This is a genomic window from Mesorhizobium sp. 43Arga, assembly GCF_053714255.1.
Genome location: NZ_JBSKBO010000001.1, coordinates 697,581 through 718,446, shown reverse-complemented (window position 1 = coordinate 718,446; position 20,866 = coordinate 697,581). Strand labels below are relative to the sequence as shown.

Sequence of the window (20,866 nt, the reverse complement as noted above, 5' to 3'; positions counted from 1 at the left end):
CTGAAACATGAAAGCCGTTGTCTGCCGCTCGCCCGGCGAACTCGTCCTGGAAGACCGCCCTGCGCCCGGCGCGCCTCCTGCCGGCTGGGCGCTGGTCGCCGTCAGCCATGTCGGCATCTGCGGCACCGACTACCATATTTTCGAGGGCAAGCACCCGTTCGTCGCCTACCCCCGTATCATGGGCCATGAAGTCTCCGGCACCGTCATCGAGACTGGCGAGGGCATCGACCTTGCCATTGGCGAACCGGTCGTCATCAACCCCTACCTCTCCTGCGGCAAGTGCATCGCTTGCCGGCACGGCAAACCGAATTGCTGCGTCAAGATCGAGGTGCTGGGCGTCCATCGCGACGGCGCCATGTGCGAACGCATTCTTGTCCCGGCGCAGAATCTCTATCCGGCCAATGGCCTGTCGCTGGCCGACGCCGCCGCTGTCGAATTCCTGGCCATCGGCGCGCATGCGGTACGTCGCGCCCGCGCCGATCCCGGCGCCCGCGCGCTGGTCATCGGTGCCGGCCCGATCGGACTCGGCAACGCCATCTTCGCCCGCATCGCCGGGCTCGACGTAACGCTGCTCGACATGAGCAGTGAACGCCTCGCTTTCGCCGAAAATGAACTTGGTTTCAGCATCCTCGACGGCTCGCGCGCAGCGGTGCCGGACCTGGTCAGGGAAGCGACATCTGGCGAGGGCTTCGACGTGGTCTTCGACGCCACCGGCAACACCCGGTCGGTGCAGTCGGCCTTCGCTCATGTCGCGCATGGCGGCACACTGGTTCTGGTCAGCGTCGTCAAGGACGACATCGTCTTTTCCGATCCGGAATTCCACAAACGCGAAATGACGCTGGTTGGCAGCCGCAATGCACTGCATGCCGATTTCGATCATGTCGCAGCCTCGATCCGCAACGGCTCCGTGCCCCTGGCCACGCTCGTCACCCACCGCACGACGCTGGCCGATACGCCGAGCGATCTCGCCCGCTGGGCGCATGAAAAATCCGGCCTGATCAAGGCCGTGATCGAGATCGGTTAGTCGGCAGAATTCGCCTCACAGCGCCGAGAGCTTCAGCTCCACCCGCTCCGCCGGAAAGCGCGACTCGGAAAACTGGATCGGCTGGCCGTCCGGCGTGATGTTGACGGCCACCGTGACCAGCACGATGGCGCCTGGCTGCAGGTCGAGGTCGGCGAGATCGGCCGCATCGGCATGGCGCGCCGACAGCACGGTCGATTGCCGGAGATAATCGTCTATGCCGAAGCGGGCCAGCGACGCGGTGATCGAGCCAGTCTCTGCCATCGCCTTGTCGATGCCGGCAAAGCGCCTGGCATCAAACCAGCCGGCTGCGCGCGACACCGGCCGTCCATCGGCTTCACCGCGTGTCTCCAGCCGGATCACCTCGGCGCCCCTGGCAAGGCCCAGGCCTTCGGCGACGCGCGGGCTGGCCAGCTCGACCGATGAGGAGAGCAGCACGATGTGCCGTTCCGAAGTCTGCCCTTGCAGGCCGGCCGAAAAACGTGTGCGTGCGCCGATTGGGTAGGACAGCCGCTTGCGTGACAGCACGAACGTGCCACGCCCCTGCTCGGCCCGCAGCACTCCTTCCTGCACAAGCGCCGATATGGCGCTACGCACCGTGTGGCGATTGACGCCATAGCGCTCGGCCAGCGCCACCTCCGGCGGCAGCGCGGCATTCTCGGCGAAATCGCCGGTGGCGATCGCCTGCAGGATCCTGTCGGCGATCTGCCGCCACAGCGAGACGCCGCTGCGCCGTTCGATGCTGTCGGCTTCCTGTCGCCCGATCACGAATTGCCCCCGGCCATCTATCCCCTGTCATCCACCCGTCATGGACTCGCGTTAGGTAATATGTATAATTTGTATAGTTGTCTATATCAATAGACAAATTTAGCAAAGAGGAATGCTGCCGATGCGAGGACAGGAAGCCCGCGACCAGGCCGAACGCAAGGCCGCCATGGCGACGCTGGCGCAATCGAGCGGCGACGACATCGTCCGGCTCTGGAACGAGGCCGGCCTGCCTTCGCAAGCCGAACTGCTGCGCGGTCCCGAAACCGGGCTCGTGACGTTGCGCGGTCGCATCGGCGGCGGCGGCGCACCGTTCAATGTCGGCGAGGCGACCGTCACCCGCGCCACCGTCCGGCTGCCATCCGGACAGGTCGGTCATTGCTATGCGCTTGGTCGCGACAAGCAGAAGGCGAAGCTGGCGGCGATCGCCGACGCGCTCTGGCAGGACCCTGCCCACCGCGCTGAGGTCGAGACCAGGCTGATCGCGCCTTTGCGGTCGGCGCTCGCCACTGTCCAGGAAAAACGCCGGGCCGAGACGGCGGCAACGAAAGTGGATTTCTTCACCATGGTTCGCGGAGAAGACTGATGGATATCGCAGCGCAATCGATCGAGGGCGGCTTCGCCGATCCGGTGTTCGACGCCCAGACGGTGTTTCGCGCGGTTATGGACGCGATGGCGCGGCCGGGCCGCGTGCAGTCTCTGCCGGCCTTGGCCCGTCCGCCGGCGCCGCTCTCGGCGACCGCTGGCGCCGTGGCACTGGCGCTCTGCGACAACGACACGCCGCTCTGGCTCGACCCGGCCCTGCACACCTCCGCCGCGATCGGCTCCTGGCTTGGTTTCCATACCGGCGCGCCGCTGGCCAACACGCCTGCCGACGCGCATTTCGCCTTTGTCGCCACGCCGGCCGAGATGATGGCGCTCGACGGCTTTTCACAGGGAACGCAGGACTATCCCGACCGGTCGACCACCCTGATCCTGCAGGTCAGCGATCTCACCTCGGGCGCTCCGCTGTTGCTCGAAGGCCCAGGCATCGAAACCAGCACCACGATCGCGCCGGCGATGATGCCGCGTCATTTCATCGAGCAGTGGAAGCAGAACAACAAGCGCTTTCCGCGCGGCGTCGACATCATCCTCGCCACCGCTGAAGGCATAGCCTGCCTGCCGCGCACGACGCGCATCAAGACGATGGAGGCGTAAGATGTATGTCGCGGTAAAGGGCGGCGAAGCCGCTATTCGTAACGCCCACAGCCTGCTCGCCGATCGCCGGCGCGGCGACCGTTCGGTACCGGCACTGCGCCTCGACCAGATCGTCGAGCAGCTGGCGCTCGGCGTCGACCGGGTGATGAGCGAAGGCTCGCTCTATGACCGGGAGCTCGCCGCACTCGCCATCGTCCAGGCGCGCGGCGACATGATCGAGGCAATCTTCCTGGTGCGCGCCTATCGCACGACGCTGCCGCGCTTCGGCTACAGCAAGCCGATCGACACCGGCGCCATGCTGGTCGAGCGGCGCGTCTCGGCAACCTACAAGGACCTGCCCGGCGGTCAGCTGCTCGGCCCGACCTTCGACTACACGCACCGGCTCCTCGACCCCGAACTTGCCGCTGGCTCCGATGTCGCCGCACCCTTGCGGCGCGAGACGGAAGCGCAGGCCATGCCGCGCGTCTCGGCGATCCTCGCCCGAGAAGGCCTGATCGAACCGGATGGCGAGATGCCGCAGGACCACGTCCCCGGCGACATCACCCGCGAGCCGCTGGAATTCCCGATGGCGCGCGACATCCGCCTGCAGGCGTTGTCGCGCGGCGACGAGGGTTTTCTCCTGGCGCTCGGCTATTCCACCCAGCGTGGCTACGCCCGCAACCATCCCTTTGTCGGCGAAATCCGCATCGGCGAGGTCGAGCTGGAACTCGATGTTCCCGAACTGCCCTTCGCAGCCCCGCTCGGCACTGTGCGGGTCACCGAATGCCAGATGGTCAACCAGTTCAAGGGCTCGGCCAAGGCGCCGCCGCAATTCACCCGCGGCTACGGCCTGGTCTTCGGCCAGAGCGAGCGCAAGGCGATGGCCATGGCGCTCTGCGACCGGGCGCTGCGCGCCTCCGAGCTCGGCGAGGACATTGTCGCCGCCGCCCAGGACGAAGAGTTCGTCATCTCGCATTCCGACAATGTCCAGGCGACCGGTTTCGTCGAGCATCTGAAGCTGCCGCATTATGTCGACTTCCAGGCCGAGCTCGACCTCGTGCGCCGCATGCGCGCCGAGTACGAGGCCCGGGAGAACCCGGCCAAGGTGGAAGAGAAGCGGGAGGCCGCGGAATGATCGAGGGCCTCTCCCACATGACTTTCATCGTCAGGGATCTCGACCGGATGACTGAAATCCTGACCGGAATTTTCGACGCCCGCGAGGTCTATGCCAGCGATGCCAAGCAGTTCTCGCTGTCGCGCGAAAAATTCTTCCTGATCGGCGACATCTGGATCGCCATCATGCAAGGCGAGAAGCTGTCCGAACGCAGCTACAACCACATCGCCTTCAAGATCGATGACGCCGATTTCGACCGCTACGCCGAGCGCGTCGGCAGGCTAGGCCTCGACATGCGCCCGCCACGTCCGCGCGTCGAGGGCGAAGGCCGCTCGATCTATTTCTACGACGACGACAATCACATGTTCGAACTGCACACCGGGACGCTCAATGAGCGGCTGACGTGCTACGCCAAAGGACTTGAGGTCGCATCATGACCGACATCGCCACCTACAACTTCGCCTATCTCGACGAACAGACCAAGCGGATGATCCGCCGTGCGATCCTCAAGGGCATCGCCATTCCAGGCTATCAGGTGCCCTTCGCCTCGCGCGAAATGCCGATGCCCTATGGCTGGGGCACCGGCGGCGTCCAGGTCACCGCCTCGATCATCGGCCCCGACGACGTGCTGAAGGTCATCGACCAGGGTGCCGACGACACCACCAATGCGGTGTCGATCCGCGCCTTCTTCAAGAAGGTCGCCAATGTCGCTGTCACCACCGATACGGCCAGCGCCACCATCATCCAGACCCGCCACCGCATCCCCGAGCATCCGCTGACGGCAGGCCAGGTGCTGGTCTATCAGGTGCCGATCCCCGAGCCGCTGCGCTTTCTCGAGCCGCGCGAGACCGAAACGCGCAAGATGCATGCGCTGGAGGAGTATGGCCTCATGCATGTGAAGCTCTATGAGGACATCGCCAAGCACGGCCGCATCGCCACCACCTATGCCTATCCGGTCAAGGTCGAGGGCCGCTATGTGATGGACCCCTCGCCAACGCCGAAATTCGACAATCCCAAGATGCACCGCTCGCCGGCGCTGCAGCTGTTCGGCGCCGGCCGTGAAAAGCGCATCTACGCGGTGCCGCCCTTCACCGATGTCGTCAGCCTCGATTTCGAGGATCATCCGTTCGAGGTGCAGACTTTCGACCAGCCCTGCGCGCTGTGCGCGGCCGAGAACGTCTATCTCGACGAGGTCATTCTCGACGACCATGGCGGCCACATGTTCGTCTGCTCCGACACCGACCATTGCGAGAAGCGGCGTGAAGAGGGCCATCGCGGCCATCTTGCTCAAGAAACCCATCTTGAAAAAATGGAGCCGGCGCAATGACCGACGAACCGCTGCTGCGCGTCTCGGCGCTCTCCAAATTCTACGGTTCGCGCGTCGGCTGCGACAACGTCTCCTTCGACCTGTGGCCGGGCGAAGTCCTGGCGGTCGTCGGCGAATCCGGTTCCGGCAAGACGACGCTGCTCAACTGCCTGTCGACGCGGCTCTTGCCGTCTTCCGGCACCGCCAGCTACCGCATGCGCGACGGCCAGTTCCGCGAGCTCTACCGCATGAGCGAGGCCGAGCGCCGCTTCCTGATGCGCACCGACTGGGGCTTTGTCCACCAGAACCCGGCCGACGGCCTGCGCATGACGGTGTCGGCCGGCGCCAATGTCGGCGAACGGCTGATGGCGGTCGGCGACCGTCACTACGGCAAGATCCGCGCCACGGCCGTCGACTGGCTGTCGCGCGTCGAGATCGAGCAGGACCGCATCGACGACGAGCCGCGCGCCTTTTCGGGCGGCATGCGCCAGCGCCTGCAGATCGCCCGCAACCTCGTCACCGGACCACGGCTGGTGTTCATGGACGAGCCGACCGGCGGCCTCGACGTCTCGGTGCAGGCACGCCTGCTCGACCTGTTGCGCGGGCTGGTCACCGATCTCGGCCTCGCGGCCATCGTCGTCACCCACGATCTCGCCGTGGCGCGCCTGCTGTCGCAGCGCATGATGGTGATGAAGGACGGCCGCGTCGTCGAAAGCGGCCTCACCGACCGCGTGCTCGACGACCCGCGCGCCCCCTACACGCAGCTTCTCGTTTCTTCCATTTTGCAGGTGTAGCCGCATGATCCCGAAAAGGGGAAACCGGTTTTCGGACCGGACCATGCGGCAAAAAAAGGACACTGATCATGCCGACCCCGCTCGTTGTTTCCGACGTCGCCAAGAGCTTTACCATGCATCTGCGCGATGGCATCAAGCTGCCTGTCGTCGCCGGTGTCTCGTTCTCGATCAAGGCGGGCGAATGCACCGTGCTCGGCGGCCCGTCGGGCGCCGGCAAGAGCTCGATCCTGAAGATGCTTTACGGCAACTATGCCGTCGACGAGGGCCAGATCATCGTCAGCCACGAGGACGGACTGATCGATCTTGCCAACGCCAGCCCGCGCACCGTGCTTTCCGTTCGCCGGCAAACGATAGGCTATGTCAGCCAGTTCCTGCGCACCGTGCCCCGTGTCTCGGCGCTCGACGTCGTCGCCGAGCCGCTGGTCGAGCGCGGCGGGGAACGCGAGGCGGCCAGAGGCAAGGCACGCGCCCTGCTGGCGCAGCTCAACCTGCCGGAAAAACTCTGGGCGCTGCCGCCGGCGACCTTCTCCGGCGGCGAGCAGCAGCGCGTCAACATCGCGCGCGGCTTCATCACCGAGCACCCTGTCCTGCTGCTCGACGAGCCAACCGCCTCGCTCGACGCCACCAACCGCGACGTGGTGATCGAACTCATCGCCGCCAAGAAGGCGGCGGGTGTCGCCCTGCTCGGCATCTTCCACGATCATGACGTGCGCGAGGCGGTAGCCGACCGCATCATCGACGTCACCGCTTTTGCTCCAGGAAAACTCGCGGCATGACCAGGAAATTGTCGGAGACGCCGCTGGTTCACCCGACGGCCGAGGTGCACAATTCGACCCTCGGCCGCTGGACCGAGATCGCCGACCGCAGCCGGGTTTCGGAGAGCGAACTCGGCGACTATTCCTACATGATGCAGGATTGCGCTGTCTGGTGCGCGACGATCGGCAAGTTCGCCAACATCGCGGCGAGCGTGCGCCTCAATGCCACCAACCACCCGACCTGGCGACCGACGCTGCATCATTTCACCTACCGCGCCTCGGACTATTGGGACGACGCCGAGCACGAGAGCGAATTCTTCGCCCAGCGCCGCGCCAAGCGCGTCACCATCGGTCACGACACCTGGCTCGGCCATGGCTCGACCGTCCTGCCCGGTGTCACTGTCGGCAATGGCGCGGCGGTTGGCGCCGGCGCCGTCGTCTCGAAGGATGTCGCGCCTTACACCATCGTCGCCGGAGTGCCGGCCAAGCCGATCCGCGAGCGCTTCGACCGCCGCACCGCCGAGCGCTACCAGGCGCTCGCCTGGTGGGACTGGGATCATGCCAGGCTGCGCGCGTCGCTTGAGGATTTTCGTGAACTTTCTGCCGAAGCGTTCCTGGAGAAATACGAGTGATAGAGCAATTCCAGGAAAATTGGGAACCGGTTTTCCTCACATCATCGTCATAAGGGAGCCTGTTCATATCCCTGACACAGGACTCGGACAGGACGCCATCTCCCCCAAGGAGATTGCCATGCTTGACACCGTCAGACCCTCGCTTTCCGGATTCTTTGCCGGCTCCAATCCGATCCCGCCGGCGCATCTCGGCACCCGCTACGACACCTCGGGCAAGTTCCTGACTGAGCCCGGCAACACGATCGTCAGCCATCTCGTCAGCGGCTCACCCTCCGAAGCGGTGGTTCTGGAGGTCCGCGAGCGGATGCTCGCCATGCCCGATGCCGACCGTCTGGCCTTCACGCCTGTCTCCAGCCTGCATATGACGCTGTTCCAGGGCATCATCGAATATCGCCGTCGCTTGCCCTTCTGGCCGCAGGACGCGCCGCTCGACACCAGCATCGACGCCATGACCCGCCTCTATCTGGAGCGCCTGAAGGGCTTCGAGGGCTTCGGCCCGTTCAACATCAAGGTGGTCGAGGTCGTGCCGACCGGCCTCACCGTGGCCGGCGCGACCGACGAGGACGTGCGGATCATGCGTCGATGGCGCGATGCCCTGGCGGTGCCGTTCGGCTACCGGCACCCCGATCATGACGCTTATGTCTTCCACATCACCTTCGCCTATCAGATCCAGCGTCTTGCCGACGACCGTGCGGCAGCGTGGCAGGCGCTGTTCGACGATTGCCTGGCTCTCTTCGCAAGGCAGGCTCCGGTGATCGAGATCAAGGCGCCAGCCTTCTGTGCTTTCCGCGACATGAAGCATTTCGAGGAATTGCTGGTGCTCGGCTGATTGCCAAGGTAACGGTCGCGCCTGTGGAGCGTAACAAAACTGACATGCTGGCGACACGGCAGGTTCATGTGGCTGCGCTAGGCGAATGCCTGACGATCAATAAGGTCCGGACTGGAACCTGCTCATGTCAGCAAGCTCTGCCACGCTCGAAATCCGCGGTGTCAGCCGACGATTTGGTAAGAACACCGCCGTCAGCGACGTCAACATCTCGATCCCGCAGGGCCAGATGGTTGGCGTCATCGGCCGTTCGGGCGCTGGCAAATCGACCCTTCTTCGCATGATCAACCGTCTTGTCGACCCCAGCCAGGGGTCGATTTTTTTTGACGGCGCCGAGGTCTCCCAGTTGCGCGGCTCGCCGCTGCGGCGCTGGCAGCGCGATTGCGCCATGATCTTCCAGCAGTTCAACCTGGTGCCTCGCCTCGACGTGCTGACCAACGTCCTGCTTGGCAAGTTGAACCACCGTTCGACCCTATCCAACCTTCTCGGCATGTTCTCGCGCGCCGAATGCGCCGAGGCAGTCGCCGCGCTCGAGCGGCTCGACATAGCCCGCACCGCGCTTCAGCCGGCCGGCACCTTGTCTGGTGGACAGCAGCAGCGTGTCGCTATCGCCCGTGCCATGATGCAGCAGCCCAAAGTGATCCTCGCCGACGAGCCGATCGCCTCGCTCGACCCGCTCAACGCCAAGGTGGTGATGGATTCGCTGCAGGACATCAATCTGCGCGAGGGCATCACCGTCGTCACCAATCTGCATACGCTCGACACAGCGCGCGCCTATTGCAACCGCATCATCGGCATGGCCGCCGGCAAGGTCGTCTTCGACGGCCCGCCCGAAGAACTCAACCGTGAGGCCGTGCGCCTCGTCTATGGCGCCGACAGCAGTGGTGCAGAGATATCGGAGGCCATCACCTCCACCAGCGTTGCCTTCAAGCAGAAGATTGCCGCATCCGCCGGACCGCTCGAACCCGCATTCCCGGGTTACTGAGCGCACTGGATCGTCCGCCCGCGTCAAGGGCACTTGTCAAGATCAAGAACGCTGCCGGCGCGGGGCCGGAACTTACAGGAGAGACATCAAATGTTCAGGAAGATGGTTTTCAGCGCCGTTTCGGTCCTCGCCATGGCGACCAGCATGGCCCACGCAGCCGACATGAAGGAATTCCGCGTCGGCATTCTGGGCGGAGAAAACGAAACCGACCGGCTGCGCAACTATCAGTGCCTGGCCGACCATCTGAAGGCCGAATTCGGCTTCGAGAAGGTGTCGCTGTTCCCCGCTGCCGATTATGACGGCGTCATCCAGGGCCTGCTCGGCGGCACGCTCGACTTCGCCGAACTCGGCGCTTCCGGCTACGCCAGCGTCTATCTCAAGGATCCCAAGGCGGTGACCCCGTTCCTCACCACCAAGCAGACCGACGGTTCCACCGGCTATTATTCGATCGGCCTGGCTCTGAAGACCTCGGGCATCACCGACATCAAGTCGGCCAAGGGCAAGAAGCTCGGCTATGCCGACCCGGATTCGACCTCCGGCTACCTGATCCCGCTGACCCAGATTCCGAAGACCACCGGCCAGTCGAACGAGAGCTTCTTCGCCTCGACCCAGTTCAATGGCGGCCATGAGAACAACGTCCTGGCCGTGCGCGATGGCAAGGTCGATGTCGCGGTCGACGACTCTTCCGGCATCGGCGACTTCAAGAACGGCTACACCTCCGGCACCTTCCACAAGGAAGTCGCCAAGGGCGCTGTCGACCCCAACGACTTCGTCGAAGTCTGGCGCTCGGGTCTGATCCCGAACGGCCCGCTGGTCGTGCGCACCGCGCTCGGCGACGGGATGACCGCTAAGCTCGCCGCCTTCTTCACCGAGCTCCCGAAGAAGGACAAGGCCTGCTTCGAGGGCGTCGAAGGCGGCGATTTCACCGGCTACGTTCCGGTGAAGCCGGACTTCTACAAAGTCATCGTCGAAGCCCGTAAGGCAGCCATCGGCGGCTAACGGCGAAATCGGAAAGGGCGGTGCTCAAAAGCGCCGCCCTTTTTGCATCTCCGATCATGACCCTTTCCGTGACAGCCCCCTCATTGACAGCCTCGTCTGGCGCCCCCCACCCGATGGCCGATGCCTGGCGACGCCAGACGTCGCTGCGCCGGTTCTATACAGTGCTTGGCGTCGGCCTGCTGCTCGCCGCGATGCTCGCCAGCATGTGGTTCGCCGATGAGGCCAATGCCGGACACTTCTTCGACCGGCTGCCGCATATTCTGGATTTTTTGAGCTGGCTGCTCCCCAAGGACTGGAACGACGTCTGGCGGGCACTGTTCGACATTGCCTCGCCGCATGACAGCGGCACCCAGGAATACAATTTCCCGCTTGGCCGGATCTATGTCTGGGGCGGTTTCTACATCCCCGAATATTTCGAGCTGATGATCACGACGGTCAATGTGGCCCTGGTCTCGACCTTCGTCGGTTTCATCTTCGCCGTACCGTTTTCCTTCATCGCCGCACGCAACCTGACGCCCCATCCCGTCCTGCGGCTGATCGTCAAGCGCTTCATGGAGCTGCTGCGCGCCTTTCCGGAGATCGTCATTGCCGGCCTGTTCGCGGCCATCGTCTCCATCGGCCCGATCGCCGCCATCATCGCCATCGGCCTGCATTCGATCGGCGCACTCGGCAAGCTGTTCTACGAGATCAACGAGAACATCGACATGCGGGCCGAGGAAGGCCTGCGTGCGGTCGGGGCTAACTGGTTCGAGCGCGTGCGCTTTGCCGACCTGCCGCAGGTGCTGCCCAATTTCATGTCCTACACACTGCTGCGCGTCGAGATCAATGTCCGCGCCTCGACCATCATCGGCGCCGTCGGCGGCGGCGGCATCGGCGAGGAGTTGAAGCTCTCCATCTCGCGCGGCTTCGGCGCCAAGACGCTGGCGCTGGTGCTGCTGTTGTTCACGACCATCTTCATCATCGACCAGTTCTCCGCCTGGCTGCGCCGCAAGCTGGTCGGCGAACAGGCCTTTATGATGGGGGCCTAGACCATGGCGACTATGACCGCCGAGGAGATACTGTCGATCGAGGAGCGCTATCCGCAGGTGTTCCGGCGGCCGCTGTACAAACGCTTCGCACCGCTGTTCCTGTTCGTCGGCATCCTGACCTATCTCATCTATGTCCTGTGGTTCTTCAGCCTGCCGCAAGTGCTGCGGGAATCGCACTGGGAGCGTCTGCCGCTGTTCCTGTCACAATGGATCAGCTACGACCTGCAGCCGGAATTCCGCCTCGACCAGGCTGAGATCACGCCAAAATACCCGCGCTTTTCCGCGCTTGGCGAGAACCCGAACCCCGACTGGGTGATCAAGAACCCGGATGGCACCTTCACCGTGCTGATCGATGGTCCGGCGAAATCCGTGACTTTCGACAAGGCTCAGGCGACGATTACAGCCAACGGCCAGACCGTGCCGGTTTCGCTGACCAGCGGCAAGCCGGTGATATCAGGCCCGGTGCCGGGCTGGATCACCGCGCATGACGACGAGGTGGTCGCCAAGATGGGCTTCGTCGGCGAGGTGCGCGTTACCGTCGACCGCGTCAAGGTGCGCAAGCGTTTCCTCGGCTGGGCGAATTTTGTCTTCGACACACGCTCGCCCTTCTTCGGCAAACCAGCCGGAGAGGTGATTTCGCTGATCATGTCCGGGCCTGAATTGAAGCCGGGCACCTCGAACCTGGCGCTGGCCGGCGACAACATCTGGAACAACGCCCAGTGGCAGCACGGCGACGTCTGGACGAAGCTGCTGCAGACCATCGTCATGGCGTTCCTGGGCACGCTGCTCGGTGGCATCGTCGCCTTCCCGCTTGCCTTCTTCGCCGCCCGCAACATCACGCCGAGCCGCATGCTTAGCCAGGTCCTGAAGCGCTTCTTCGACTTCATGCGCTCGGTCGACATGCTGATCTGGGCGCTGTTCTTCACCCGTGCGTTCGGCCCCGGCCCGCTTGCGGGCAGTGCCGCGATCTTCTTCACCGAGATCGGCACGCTCGGCAAAACCTATTCGGAGGCGCTGGAGAACATCGACGACAAGCCGCGCGAAGGCGTGCTGTCGACCGGCGCCAACGGCCTTCTGGTGCAGCGCTACGGCGTGATGCCGGAAGTCATCCCGGTCTTCATCAGCCAGACGCTCTATCAGTGGGAGTCCAACACCCGCGGCGCCACCATCATCGGCGCCGTCGGTGCGGGCGGCATCGGCCTGAAGCTATGGGAAGCGATGCGCACCAACTCCAACTGGGCCAACGTCTTCTACATGGTGCTGTTGATCCTGCTGGTCGTCTTCATCTTCGACAACATCTCGAACTTCCTGCGCCGCCGACTGAGCCGGACGATTCACGACTACAACAGGATCCAGGCCGAGCAGGGGTAGCAAGCGCAAAGCCAGCAGCCATCCCCTCCTCCTTCGTCATCCACGGGCGAAGCAAGGAGCGAAGCGAAACGGCGCAGACCCGAGGATGACGAACGGAGGAGCCTAAGCCGCCTTCTTCCAACCATTCCTGATATGCTTATACCCCTCGCGATACACCGCTTCCGGGGTTTCGGAAAAATCGCGCCACACCTTTGTCGCCGCCGCCAGATCCTTCAGCGACCGCCCGAACGCCTCTATCGTCAGCCAGTCGTCATAGCCGCTCTTGCGGATCGCCGCGAACGTCTCTTTCCACGGAATGTTGCCGCGCCCCGGCACGCCGCGATCGTTCTCCGATATGTGGATGTGCACGACATTCCGGCGATGCTTCGTATAGGCGCCGATCGGGTCGGCCTCCTCGATATTGGCATGAAAGGTGTCGTACATCGCCTTGATGTGCGGGCGGCCGACGGCATCGATGTGCTCCGACAGGTCCGCCATCGTGTTGAAGAGATAACATTCGAAGCGGTTCAGCGCCTCCAGCCCGATGGTGACGTTCCGCGTGCCGGCATGGTCGCCGATGGCACGCTGCGAGGCGATGGACCGGTTCTTCTCGGCGGGTGTCGGCCCGCTGCCGGAAAAGGCGCCGAGCGTCGAATGCAGCGGTCCGCTGAGCGTCCTGGCGCCAAGTGCATCGGCGCAATCAACAGCCCATTTCATGTAAGCGATACCGGCCTTGCGCGTTGCCGCATCGGCCGAGATCAGGTTCATCGAGGGATCGCCCATCGCCGAGACCGCGGTCCGCTCCAGCCCGATGCGATCGAGCAGGTCGCCGAGCTTTTTATAGTCGTCCGGCATGCCGGCGAAGATCGGTATTTCGACGCCGTCGAAGCCTGTCGCCTTGATGTCGCGAAGCAATGGCTCATGCTTCTTCGACACCGCCGTCGTCCACAAAAACATGCACATGCCGATTTTCATCGACAGCCCTCCCCCGTTTGATCCCCCCGGATCATTTTTGTTTTAGAGTTTGGTCCACGCTCCATTCTTCTTCGACGATTTCACACAGGCCTCGATGAAGGCCATGCCCTCGACGCCATCCTGGACGGTCGGGAAGACGACGTCCTTTGCGGGCTTGCCACCCTTCTTGCGCGCCGCGCGGATGGCGCGCGCCGCCTCCTGGTAGATGTTGGCGAAGCCTTCGAGATAGCCCTCGGGATGGCCTGACGGCACGCGGCTGACGCGGCCCGCCACCGGCAGCGCGCCAGCGCCGTTGCGGGTGATCAGCTGCTTTGGCTGGCCGAACGGCGTGTACCAGAGATAGTTGGGATCGGCCTGCACCCATTCCAGCCCGCCCTTCGAGCCATAGATGCGCAGCTTCAGCCCGTTTTCATGGCCCGGCGCCACCTGGCTGGCCCAGATCATGCCCTTGGCCGGATGCGTCTTGCCGGTGGGCTTGAAGCGCAGCATGACATTGACATTGTCGTCGAGCAGCCGCCCAGGCACGAAGGCATCGAGATCGGCCGACAGGGAGTCCAGCTCCAGTCCCGAGACGAAGCGCGCCAGATTGTAGGCATGGGTGCCGATGTCGCCCAGCGCGCCGCCGGCGCCCGCCTGCTTGGGATCGCCGCGCCATGACGCCTGCTTCTGGCCGGTGGCGGCTAGATCCTCGGTCAGCCAGTCCTGCGGATATTCCGACTGCACGACGCGAATGTCGCCAAGTACACCCTTGGCCACCATTTCGCGCGCCTGCCGCACCATCGGATAGGCTGTGTAATTATGGGTGAGCACGAACACCTTGCCGGTCTTCTCGACGACCGCGGCAAGCTTTTTCGCCTCGGCCAGTGTCGTTGCCAGCGGCTTGTCGCAGATGACGTGGATGCCGGCCTCGAGGAAGGCCTTGGCAGCCGGTACGTGCACATTGTTGGGGGTGACGATGGCCACCGCCTCGATGCCGTCGGGGCGCTTGGCCTCGGCCTTGGCCATCTCGGCATAGGAAGCGTAGCTGCGGTCCGGATCGAGCCCGAGTTCGGCGGCCGAAGCCTTGGCGCGCTCGGGGTTCGCCGATAGCGCGCCAGCCACCAGCACGAACTCATTGTCCAGGCGCGCCGCGATGCGGTGCACCGCGCCGATGAAGGCGCCTTGCCCGCCGCCGACCATGCCATAGCGGATCGGGCCGCCTCCCGTTTCCGATTTCGATGCGCCGACCATGTTTTCTCCCTCGTGTCTTGGATGCTCCTCCCCTCACGGGGAGGGAAGCCGTGTCAAATTCCCATCATCGCGCGCAGCACTTTCTTGTCCGTCGCGCCGCCGGCAAAGTCGTCGAATGCCTTCTCCGTCACGCGGATGATGTGATGCTGGATGAAAGGCGCCCCTTCGGCCGCTCCATCCTCGGGGTGCTTGAGGCAGCACTCCCATTCCAGCACCGCCCAGGAATCATAATTGTACTGCGTCAACTTGGAGAAGATGCCGCCGAAATCCACCTGCCCGTCACCGAGCGAGCGGAAGCGTCCTGCGCGGTTGGTCCAGCTCTGATAGCCGGAATAGACGCCTTGCCGGCCGGTCGGGTTGAACTCGGCGTCCTTGACGTGGAAGGCCTTGATGCGCTCGTGGTAGATGTCGATGAATTCGAGATAGTCGAGCTGCTGCAGCAGGAAGTGCGACGGATCGTAGTTGATGTTGCAGCGCTTGTGGCCACCGACCGCGTCGAGGAACATCTCGAAGGTGGCGCCGTCGAACACGTCCTCGCCGGGATGGATTTCGTAGCCGACATCGACGCCATTGTCCTCATAGACGTCGAGGATCGGCTTCCAGCGCTTGCCGAGTTCGGCGAAGGCCTCCTCGATCAGACCGGCCGGCCGCTGCGGCCAGGGGTAGAGGTAGGGGAAAGCCAGCGCACCGGAGAAGGACACCGAAGCCTTGAGGCCGAGATTCTTCGAAGCCTTGGCGCCGAACTTCATCTGTTCGACCGCCCATTTCTGCCGCGCCTTGGGATTGTTGTGGACCGAGGCCGGCGCGAAGCCGTCGAACTGCGCGTCATAGGCTGGATGCACCGCCACCAACTGTCCCTGCAGATGCGTCGACAATTCAGTGATCTCCACGCCGGCATCGGCGCAAATGCCCTTCACCTCGTCGCAATAGGTCTTGGAAGACGCTGCTTTCTCGAGGTCGAACAGGCGCGCGTCCCAGGTCGGGATCTGCACGCCCTTATAGCCGAGACCGGCGGCCCATTTGGTGATCGCGGCCAGCGAATTGAATGGCGCTGCGTCACCCGCGAACTGCGCCAGAAACAGTCCAGGGCCCTTCATTGTCGTCGGCATCGGCTCCTCCCTCATTGTGTCGCGACCAAGCATAGCGCCGATTGGAAGCAGGGCCAGCCATTTTGGTCTTTTTGCATTGGGCGCTTTGCAGGCACTGCCATTCTGGTATTACCAAATAGCGGAATTTGGTCAAGCCTGACAATGCATCGGCCGAGCTCTGCGAATGTCCGAACTATCGGCATATATCACAATATAATCAACGGAATAATTCGAACGGCAAGTTGCGCATCCGCGCTTCTTGCCGTTCCAGGCAATTTGCTGTAGACCTCGCTTAAGGCCCAATTGGTCGAACCAGTTTGCAGGAAAAAAGGCTGGGGATGCCTTGGGGAGGAACCCATGCGTCGTCTTTCGGCGACGCATGTCGCAGGCAAACGCTACGGACGATTTTGGGAAGGACAGACCATGCATCTTTCGACGCACAACTGGATGCGGGCGGAACCATTGGAGACGACGCTCAAGCGCATCAAGAAGTTCGGCTATGAGTCGATCGAGATTTCCGGCGAGCCCGAGCAGTACAAGACGAAGGAGACGCGGGCGCTGTTGAAGGAGCATGGCATTCGCTGCTGGGGCGCGGTGACCCTGATGCTGGGCGAACGCAACCTTGCCGCCAAGAACCAGGGCCAGCGCGAGCGCTCGGTGCAGTACGTCAAGGACGTACTGACCATGGTCAGCGAGCTCGATGGCGAAATCATCACGCTCGTCCCCGCGACGGTCGGTAAGGTGGTGCCGGACGGCAACGAGGAAGAGGAATGGAAATGGGTGGTCGACGCGACCCGCGAATGCTTCACCCATGCCAAGAAGGTCGGCGTCAAGATCGCCGTCGAGCCACTCAACCGTTTCGAAACCTATCTGTTCAATCGCGGCGCCCAGGCGCTGGCGCTGGCCGACGCGGTCAGCCCCGAATGCGGCGTCTGCCTCGACGCCTACCACATCCATATGGAGGAATTTAACGTCTACGACGCCATCCGTAAGGTCGGAAAGCGCCTGTTCGACTTCCACGTCGCCGACAACAACCGCTTCGCAGCCGGCCTCGGCCAGATCGACTGGCCAAAGATCGTCGCCACCTTGAAGGAAGTCGGCTACGACGGCGCGCTGACCAATGAATTCGTCGCGCCGGTCGACCGCACGCCGGCAGCGCCCTATCCCGAAATGGTCGAGCGCCACCCGGTCGATATCTCGCCTGAGCAGCTGAAGTTCATCCAGGATCACGGCTCCAGCGTGCTGACCGAGAAATTCTACACCGACCAGATGCGCATCACCGCCGAAACGCTGCTGCCGCTGATCAAGTAGTCGACGACTGTTGGGAAATTTGCCCTTTCGCCCTGACCGGCGGCAGGGCTGGGGAACGACATGCGCATCAAGACCGTCCAAGCCTGGTGGGTCCGCATTCCGATCGAAGCCGCTCGGCAGCACCGCAGCGACTTCGGCCAGGTGACGACCTTCGACGCCGCCATCTTGCGCATCGAAACCGATGACGGACTGGTCGGCTGGGGCGAAGGCAAGAACGCAGCAGGCAGCGCCGGCAGCTACGGCGCCCTTGTCCACATGCTGAACCAGGAGGTCGGGCCGCAGCTGATCGGCCGCGATCCGGCCGACATCGGCATCATCTGGGAAATGCTCTACAATGGCGTGCGCCATGAAAGTGCCGCCCGCGCCGGCCACGCCATGCCGCAACTGGCGCGGCGCGGCATGAGCATCGCTGCCATCAGCGCCGTCGACATCGCGCTTTGGGATATCCTTGGCAAGTCGCTCGGCCAGCCGGTCTGGCGGCTGCTCGGTGGCCGCAAGATCGACCGCATGCAGGCCTATGCCTCGGGCGGCTGGGCCTCCGCCGATGCCATCGGCGAACAGTTGAAATCCTACATTGCCCGGGGCGGCTTCAAGGCGCTGAAGATGCGGGTCGGCGCCATGGACGGCGCGGCGCACCTGTCGGCGGCCCGGGTCCGCGCCGCGCGCCACGCGCTCGGCCCCGATGTCGAGCTGATGGTCGACGCCCACGGCACCTATACGGTGGCGGAGGCCAAGCGCTTCATCCACCTTGTCAGCGACCTCGATCTTGCCTGGTTCGAGGAACCGGTGATCGCCGACGACAAGTCGGGCATGGCGGAAGTGCGCGCCTCCGGCGCCGTGCCGATCGCCACCGGCGAAAGCGAGGCGACGCGCTATGCCTTCCGCGACCTCGCCGTGCTCAAGGCCGCCGACATCTTCCAGCCCGATCCCGCCTTTTGCGGTGGCATCAGCGAGGCGATGAAGATCGGCACCATCGCCAGCGCCTTCAATCTGCGCTTTGCGCCGCATCTGTGGGCCGGCGCGCCCTGCTTCTTCGCCGGGCTGCATATCTGCGCCGCCTCGCCGTCGAGTTTCACGGTCGAATATTCGCTCGGCGCCAACCCGATGATCCACGATCTGATCGAAGAGGCTGTCGAAGCACAGGACGGTATGATAGCGATCCCGGAAAAGCCCGGATTGGGATTCACCGTTTCTGAGCGATTCCTGGAGGCGCACGCGCAAAGCAATTGACGATGAAAGAAAAGAACCTTCTCGCGGAACTCGCAGCCTATCTGTTCTCCCACTCGGACAAGGAGAGCGGCCGCACCCCATCCGAACGTGAGCTGGCGGAGTATTTCGCCGTCAGCCGCGGCCAGATCCGCGAGGCGCTGGCGATCCTTGAAGCCATGCGCATCGTCGAGCGGCGCGCCAAATCCGGCATCTACATCGACACCAAGCAGGCTAGCGTCGAGGCGCTGGCGCTGTTCGCGCGCGCCGGCCTGCCGCTCGATCCCTTGCAGATTTACGAGACGGTCGAATTGCGCAAGATCCACGAGATCAAGGCCGCCGAACTAGCCTGCTCGCGCGCCACCGAGGAGAATTTCGAGCGGCTGCGCGAGATACTCAAGGCTTCCGAGGAACGCATCGCCGCCGGCGAGGGCCTCGCCAAGGAGGACCGCGAGTTCCACCTCGAGATTGTGCGCGCCACCAAGAACAGCGTCTTCCACAACATCTGCAGTGTCTACTATCTGATGGGCGAACAGCGCCTGCCGATCTATTTCAACGATCCCGAACGCAGCGTGCGTTCGCATGCCGAGCACGTACAGATCTACGAGGCACTGCTGCGCCGCGACGGCAATCTCGCCCAGGCGCTGATGAGCGCCCATCTGCAAGGGGCGGAGAGCTACTGGAAGGGCCTGATCGAGGGCGGCAATGCGGCTGTGCCCGCGAGCCAGGCGCTCGAAAAGGCCTGACAATGGCCCAGACCGTGCCAAAGATTCTGTCGACCCATCCGCTGCATCCGCGCGCCTCGGCCAGGCTCGCCGGCGCCGGCCAGCTCGTCATCGCATCGGCGCTCGATCCTGCCACCTTGACCCGGGAGGCCAAGGACGCCGACATCGTCATCGTCCGCGCGCCCCTGCCGCCGGCTTTGTTCGAGGGTGCCTGGAAGCTGAGGGCTGCGATCCGCCATGGGGCCGGGCTCGACATGATCCCGATGGAGGCGGCAACCGCCGCGGGCGTGCTGGTGGCCAATGTGCCGGCGGTCAATGCCCGCTCGGTGGCGGAACATGTGATGTTCACCGCACTTGCGCTGCTGCGGCAATTCCGCCGGGTCGACCGCGACTTGCGCGCCAAGGGCTGGCTCGCCGGACGCGAGCACGCCAATTCCAACACTGAACTTGCCGGCAAGACCATCGGCATTGTCGGCCTCGGCGCCGTCGGCCAGGCCGTCGGCCATGTCGCTGCGCACGGTTTCGACCTGAAGGTGGTGGCAACGACGCGCAGCATGCAGCCGGCGCCCGAAAAAGTCGGCTTTCTGTCGATCGACGCGCTGGTCGAGCAGAGCGACATCATCGTGCTCTGCTGTCCGCTGACGCCGGAAACGCGTGGCCTGATCAGCCGCGAGCGTATCGCCCGCATGAAACCCAATGCTCTTTTGATCAACGTTTCGCGTGGTCCGGTCGTCGATGACGACGCCCTGATCGAGGCCTTGCGGGAACGCCGCATCGGCGGTGCGGCACTCGACGTGTTTTCGACGCAGCCGCTGCCGTCCAATCATCCCTTTTTCGGCTTCGACAACGTCATCATCACCCCGCATATGGCAGGAATTACCGAGGAATCGATGATGCGCATGGGCGTCGGCGCGGCGGGCGAAGCCTTGCTGGTGCTAGCGGGCAAGCTGCCGGTCAATCTGCGCAATTCGGAAGTGGTCGATCACTACCGGCAGCGCTTTCCGGCCTAGAGCAATCCCAGGAAAAGTGCGAAGCGGTTTTCCCGGGAAAAGCGCGTAGCGCTTTCCCGAGGGAATTGCGTCAAAACAAAAGAGTTAGAGCAGCTCGCCGTTTCCATGAAACGGTGAACTGCTTGAGCTATAGCAACCGCTGTTTCGCCCCAATTCTCCGCGACGGTGCAGCCATGTCCGGTCTTCGCCACGCATTTCTGATTGCCGCAGCCTCGTCCATCTGCGCCCTGCCGGCATTCGCCGCGGCCCAGAGCAGCTATGTTTATTGCGACAACGGGTTGCGCTGCTTCCAGGCGCCCTGCCCGTCGAACAGCGCGCTCGACCTTGCCACCGGCAAGACCATCAAGGGTGTGTCGATCGACGCCAGGGGATTGCCGCAGGCCGACAAGGCGATAACGGATCAGTCCGACGTGCTTTACAGCGGCAAGATTGTCGTCAGGGGCTCGATCGAGCAGCGTACCCAGACCATCACAGGCAAGGACTACAGCCTGCCATGGCAGGTCGCGACCCGCATCGTCCGCACCGCCAAGGACAGTGAACGCAAGCGCTGTTCATCGCCCTGATCGGCCA

The 20,866-nt window shown here is 63.8% G+C and carries 23 protein-coding genes; 19 read left to right on the top strand and 4 right to left on the bottom strand.

The features are described from left to right. Positions 1-7 precede the first annotated feature (7 nt). Positions 8-1,024, top strand: a complete 1,017-nt coding sequence (locus ACWGS8_RS03570; protein ID WP_454579626.1) for a zinc-binding alcohol dehydrogenase family protein — start codon at positions 8-10, stop codon at positions 1,022-1,024. Between the two features lie 15 nt (positions 1,025-1,039). On the opposite strand, the gene phnF is transcribed toward ACWGS8_RS03570, so the two are convergent. Next, positions 1,040-1,789 (bottom strand): phosphonate metabolism transcriptional regulator PhnF, encoded by a 750-nt coding sequence (gene phnF, locus ACWGS8_RS03565; protein ID WP_454579625.1) that lies wholly within the window; start codon positions 1,787-1,789, stop codon positions 1,040-1,042. A 121-nt stretch (positions 1,790-1,910) separates the two neighbouring features. Here phnF and phnG point away from each other — a divergent pair, with 121 nt between their 5' ends. The 13 genes from phnG to phnE (ACWGS8_RS03500) all read left to right on the top strand — a co-directional run bounded on the left by phnG (position 1,911) and on the right by phnE (ACWGS8_RS03500) (position 12,772). Then, on the top strand, positions 1,911-2,372 hold the full coding sequence (gene phnG, locus ACWGS8_RS03560; RefSeq protein WP_454579624.1) for a phosphonate C-P lyase system protein PhnG: 462 nt from the start codon (positions 1,911-1,913) through the stop codon (positions 2,370-2,372). Next, entirely contained in the window at positions 2,372-2,983 is a 612-nt protein-coding gene (phnH, locus tag ACWGS8_RS03555) for a phosphonate C-P lyase system protein PhnH (protein WP_454579623.1), read from the top strand. Before phnG ends, phnH begins: the two co-directional genes overlap by 1 nt. 1 nt (position 2,984) lies before the next feature. Then, complete coding sequence (locus tag ACWGS8_RS03550; protein WP_454579622.1) at positions 2,985-4,097, top strand: carbon-phosphorus lyase complex subunit PhnI; 1,113 nt, start codon at positions 2,985-2,987, stop codon at positions 4,095-4,097. After that, complete coding sequence (fosX, locus tag ACWGS8_RS03545) at positions 4,094-4,513, top strand: FosX/FosE/FosI family fosfomycin resistance hydrolase (RefSeq protein WP_454579621.1); 420 nt, start codon at positions 4,094-4,096, stop codon at positions 4,511-4,513. The genes ACWGS8_RS03550 and fosX overlap by 4 nt, the downstream gene beginning before the upstream one ends. Continuing rightward, positions 4,510-5,403: an alpha-D-ribose 1-methylphosphonate 5-phosphate C-P-lyase PhnJ gene (locus tag ACWGS8_RS03540; RefSeq protein ID WP_454579620.1), complete on the top strand. Its 894-nt coding sequence runs from the start codon at positions 4,510-4,512 to the stop codon at positions 5,401-5,403. Before fosX ends, ACWGS8_RS03540 begins: the two co-directional genes overlap by 4 nt. After that, the gene (gene phnK, locus ACWGS8_RS03535) at positions 5,400-6,176 is read left to right on the top strand and encodes a phosphonate C-P lyase system protein PhnK (protein ID WP_013892928.1); all 777 of its coding nucleotides are present in this window, start codon (positions 5,400-5,402) and stop codon (positions 6,174-6,176) included. The genes ACWGS8_RS03540 and phnK overlap by 4 nt, the downstream gene beginning before the upstream one ends. Before the next feature lie 68 nt (positions 6,177-6,244). Beyond that, on the top strand, positions 6,245-6,952 hold the full coding sequence (gene phnL, locus ACWGS8_RS03530; protein WP_454579619.1) for a phosphonate C-P lyase system protein PhnL: 708 nt from the start codon (positions 6,245-6,247) through the stop codon (positions 6,950-6,952). Beyond that, entirely contained in the window at positions 6,949-7,563 is a 615-nt protein-coding gene (locus ACWGS8_RS03525) for a DapH/DapD/GlmU-related protein (protein WP_454579618.1), read from the top strand. Before phnL ends, ACWGS8_RS03525 begins: the two co-directional genes overlap by 4 nt. A gap of 118 nt (positions 7,564-7,681) precedes the next feature. Then, positions 7,682-8,392, top strand: a complete 711-nt coding sequence (locus ACWGS8_RS03520) for a DUF1868 domain-containing protein (RefSeq protein ID WP_454579617.1) — start codon at positions 7,682-7,684, stop codon at positions 8,390-8,392. Positions 8,393-8,516: 124 nt separating this feature from the next. Then, a complete protein-coding gene (phnC, locus tag ACWGS8_RS03515) occupies positions 8,517-9,374 on the top strand; it encodes a phosphonate ABC transporter ATP-binding protein (RefSeq protein ID WP_454579616.1) in 858 nt (285 codons plus the stop codon). 90 nt (positions 9,375-9,464) lie between these two features. Further along, positions 9,465-10,373, top strand: a complete 909-nt coding sequence (gene phnD, locus ACWGS8_RS03510) for a phosphonate ABC transporter substrate-binding protein (protein ID WP_454579615.1) — start codon at positions 9,465-9,467, stop codon at positions 10,371-10,373. A gap of 56 nt (positions 10,374-10,429) precedes the next feature. Beyond that, positions 10,430-11,401, top strand: coding sequence for a phosphonate ABC transporter, permease protein PhnE (gene phnE, locus ACWGS8_RS03505; RefSeq protein WP_454579614.1), 972 nt, complete (start codon positions 10,430-10,432; stop codon positions 11,399-11,401). Between the two features lie 3 nt (positions 11,402-11,404). Next, a complete protein-coding gene (gene phnE, locus ACWGS8_RS03500; protein WP_454579613.1) occupies positions 11,405-12,772 on the top strand; it encodes a phosphonate ABC transporter, permease protein PhnE in 1,368 nt (455 codons plus the stop codon). A gap of 102 nt (positions 12,773-12,874) precedes the next feature. Here the strand turns inward: phnE (ACWGS8_RS03500) and ACWGS8_RS03495 are convergent, their stop codons facing one another. The 3 genes from ACWGS8_RS03495 to ACWGS8_RS03485 are packed head-to-tail and all read right to left on the bottom strand — an operon-like array spanning position 12,875 to position 16,065. After that, positions 12,875-13,726, bottom strand: coding sequence for a sugar phosphate isomerase/epimerase family protein (locus tag ACWGS8_RS03495; protein WP_454579612.1), 852 nt, complete (start codon positions 13,724-13,726; stop codon positions 12,875-12,877). Between the two features lie 42 nt (positions 13,727-13,768). After that, positions 13,769-14,956: a Gfo/Idh/MocA family protein gene (locus ACWGS8_RS03490; protein ID WP_454579611.1), complete on the bottom strand. Its 1,188-nt coding sequence runs from the start codon at positions 14,954-14,956 to the stop codon at positions 13,769-13,771. Between the two features lie 53 nt (positions 14,957-15,009). Then, positions 15,010-16,065, bottom strand: a complete 1,056-nt coding sequence (locus ACWGS8_RS03485) for a sugar phosphate isomerase/epimerase family protein (RefSeq protein WP_044550918.1) — start codon at positions 16,063-16,065, stop codon at positions 15,010-15,012. Positions 16,066-16,467: 402 nt separating this feature from the next. Between ACWGS8_RS03485 and ACWGS8_RS03480 the strand changes: the two genes are divergently transcribed. The 5 genes from ACWGS8_RS03480 (at position 16,468) to ACWGS8_RS03460 (ending at position 20,859) form a co-directional block, all read left to right on the top strand. Continuing rightward, complete coding sequence (locus ACWGS8_RS03480; RefSeq protein ID WP_454580111.1) at positions 16,468-17,355, top strand: sugar phosphate isomerase/epimerase family protein; 888 nt, start codon at positions 16,468-16,470, stop codon at positions 17,353-17,355. A gap of 60 nt (positions 17,356-17,415) precedes the next feature. Then, the gene (locus ACWGS8_RS03475) at positions 17,416-18,585 is read left to right on the top strand and encodes a mandelate racemase/muconate lactonizing enzyme family protein (protein WP_454579610.1); all 1,170 of its coding nucleotides are present in this window, start codon (positions 17,416-17,418) and stop codon (positions 18,583-18,585) included. Positions 18,586-18,587: 2 nt separating this feature from the next. Continuing rightward, positions 18,588-19,307, top strand: a complete 720-nt coding sequence (locus tag ACWGS8_RS03470; RefSeq protein ID WP_454579609.1) for a FadR/GntR family transcriptional regulator — start codon at positions 18,588-18,590, stop codon at positions 19,305-19,307. 2 nt (positions 19,308-19,309) lie between these two features. Then, positions 19,310-20,296 (top strand): hydroxyacid dehydrogenase, encoded by a 987-nt coding sequence (locus tag ACWGS8_RS03465; RefSeq protein WP_454579608.1) that lies wholly within the window; start codon positions 19,310-19,312, stop codon positions 20,294-20,296. A gap of 173 nt (positions 20,297-20,469) precedes the next feature. Then, entirely contained in the window at positions 20,470-20,859 is a 390-nt protein-coding gene (locus ACWGS8_RS03460) for a hypothetical protein (RefSeq protein WP_454579607.1), read from the top strand. Positions 20,860-20,866 lie beyond the last annotated feature (7 nt).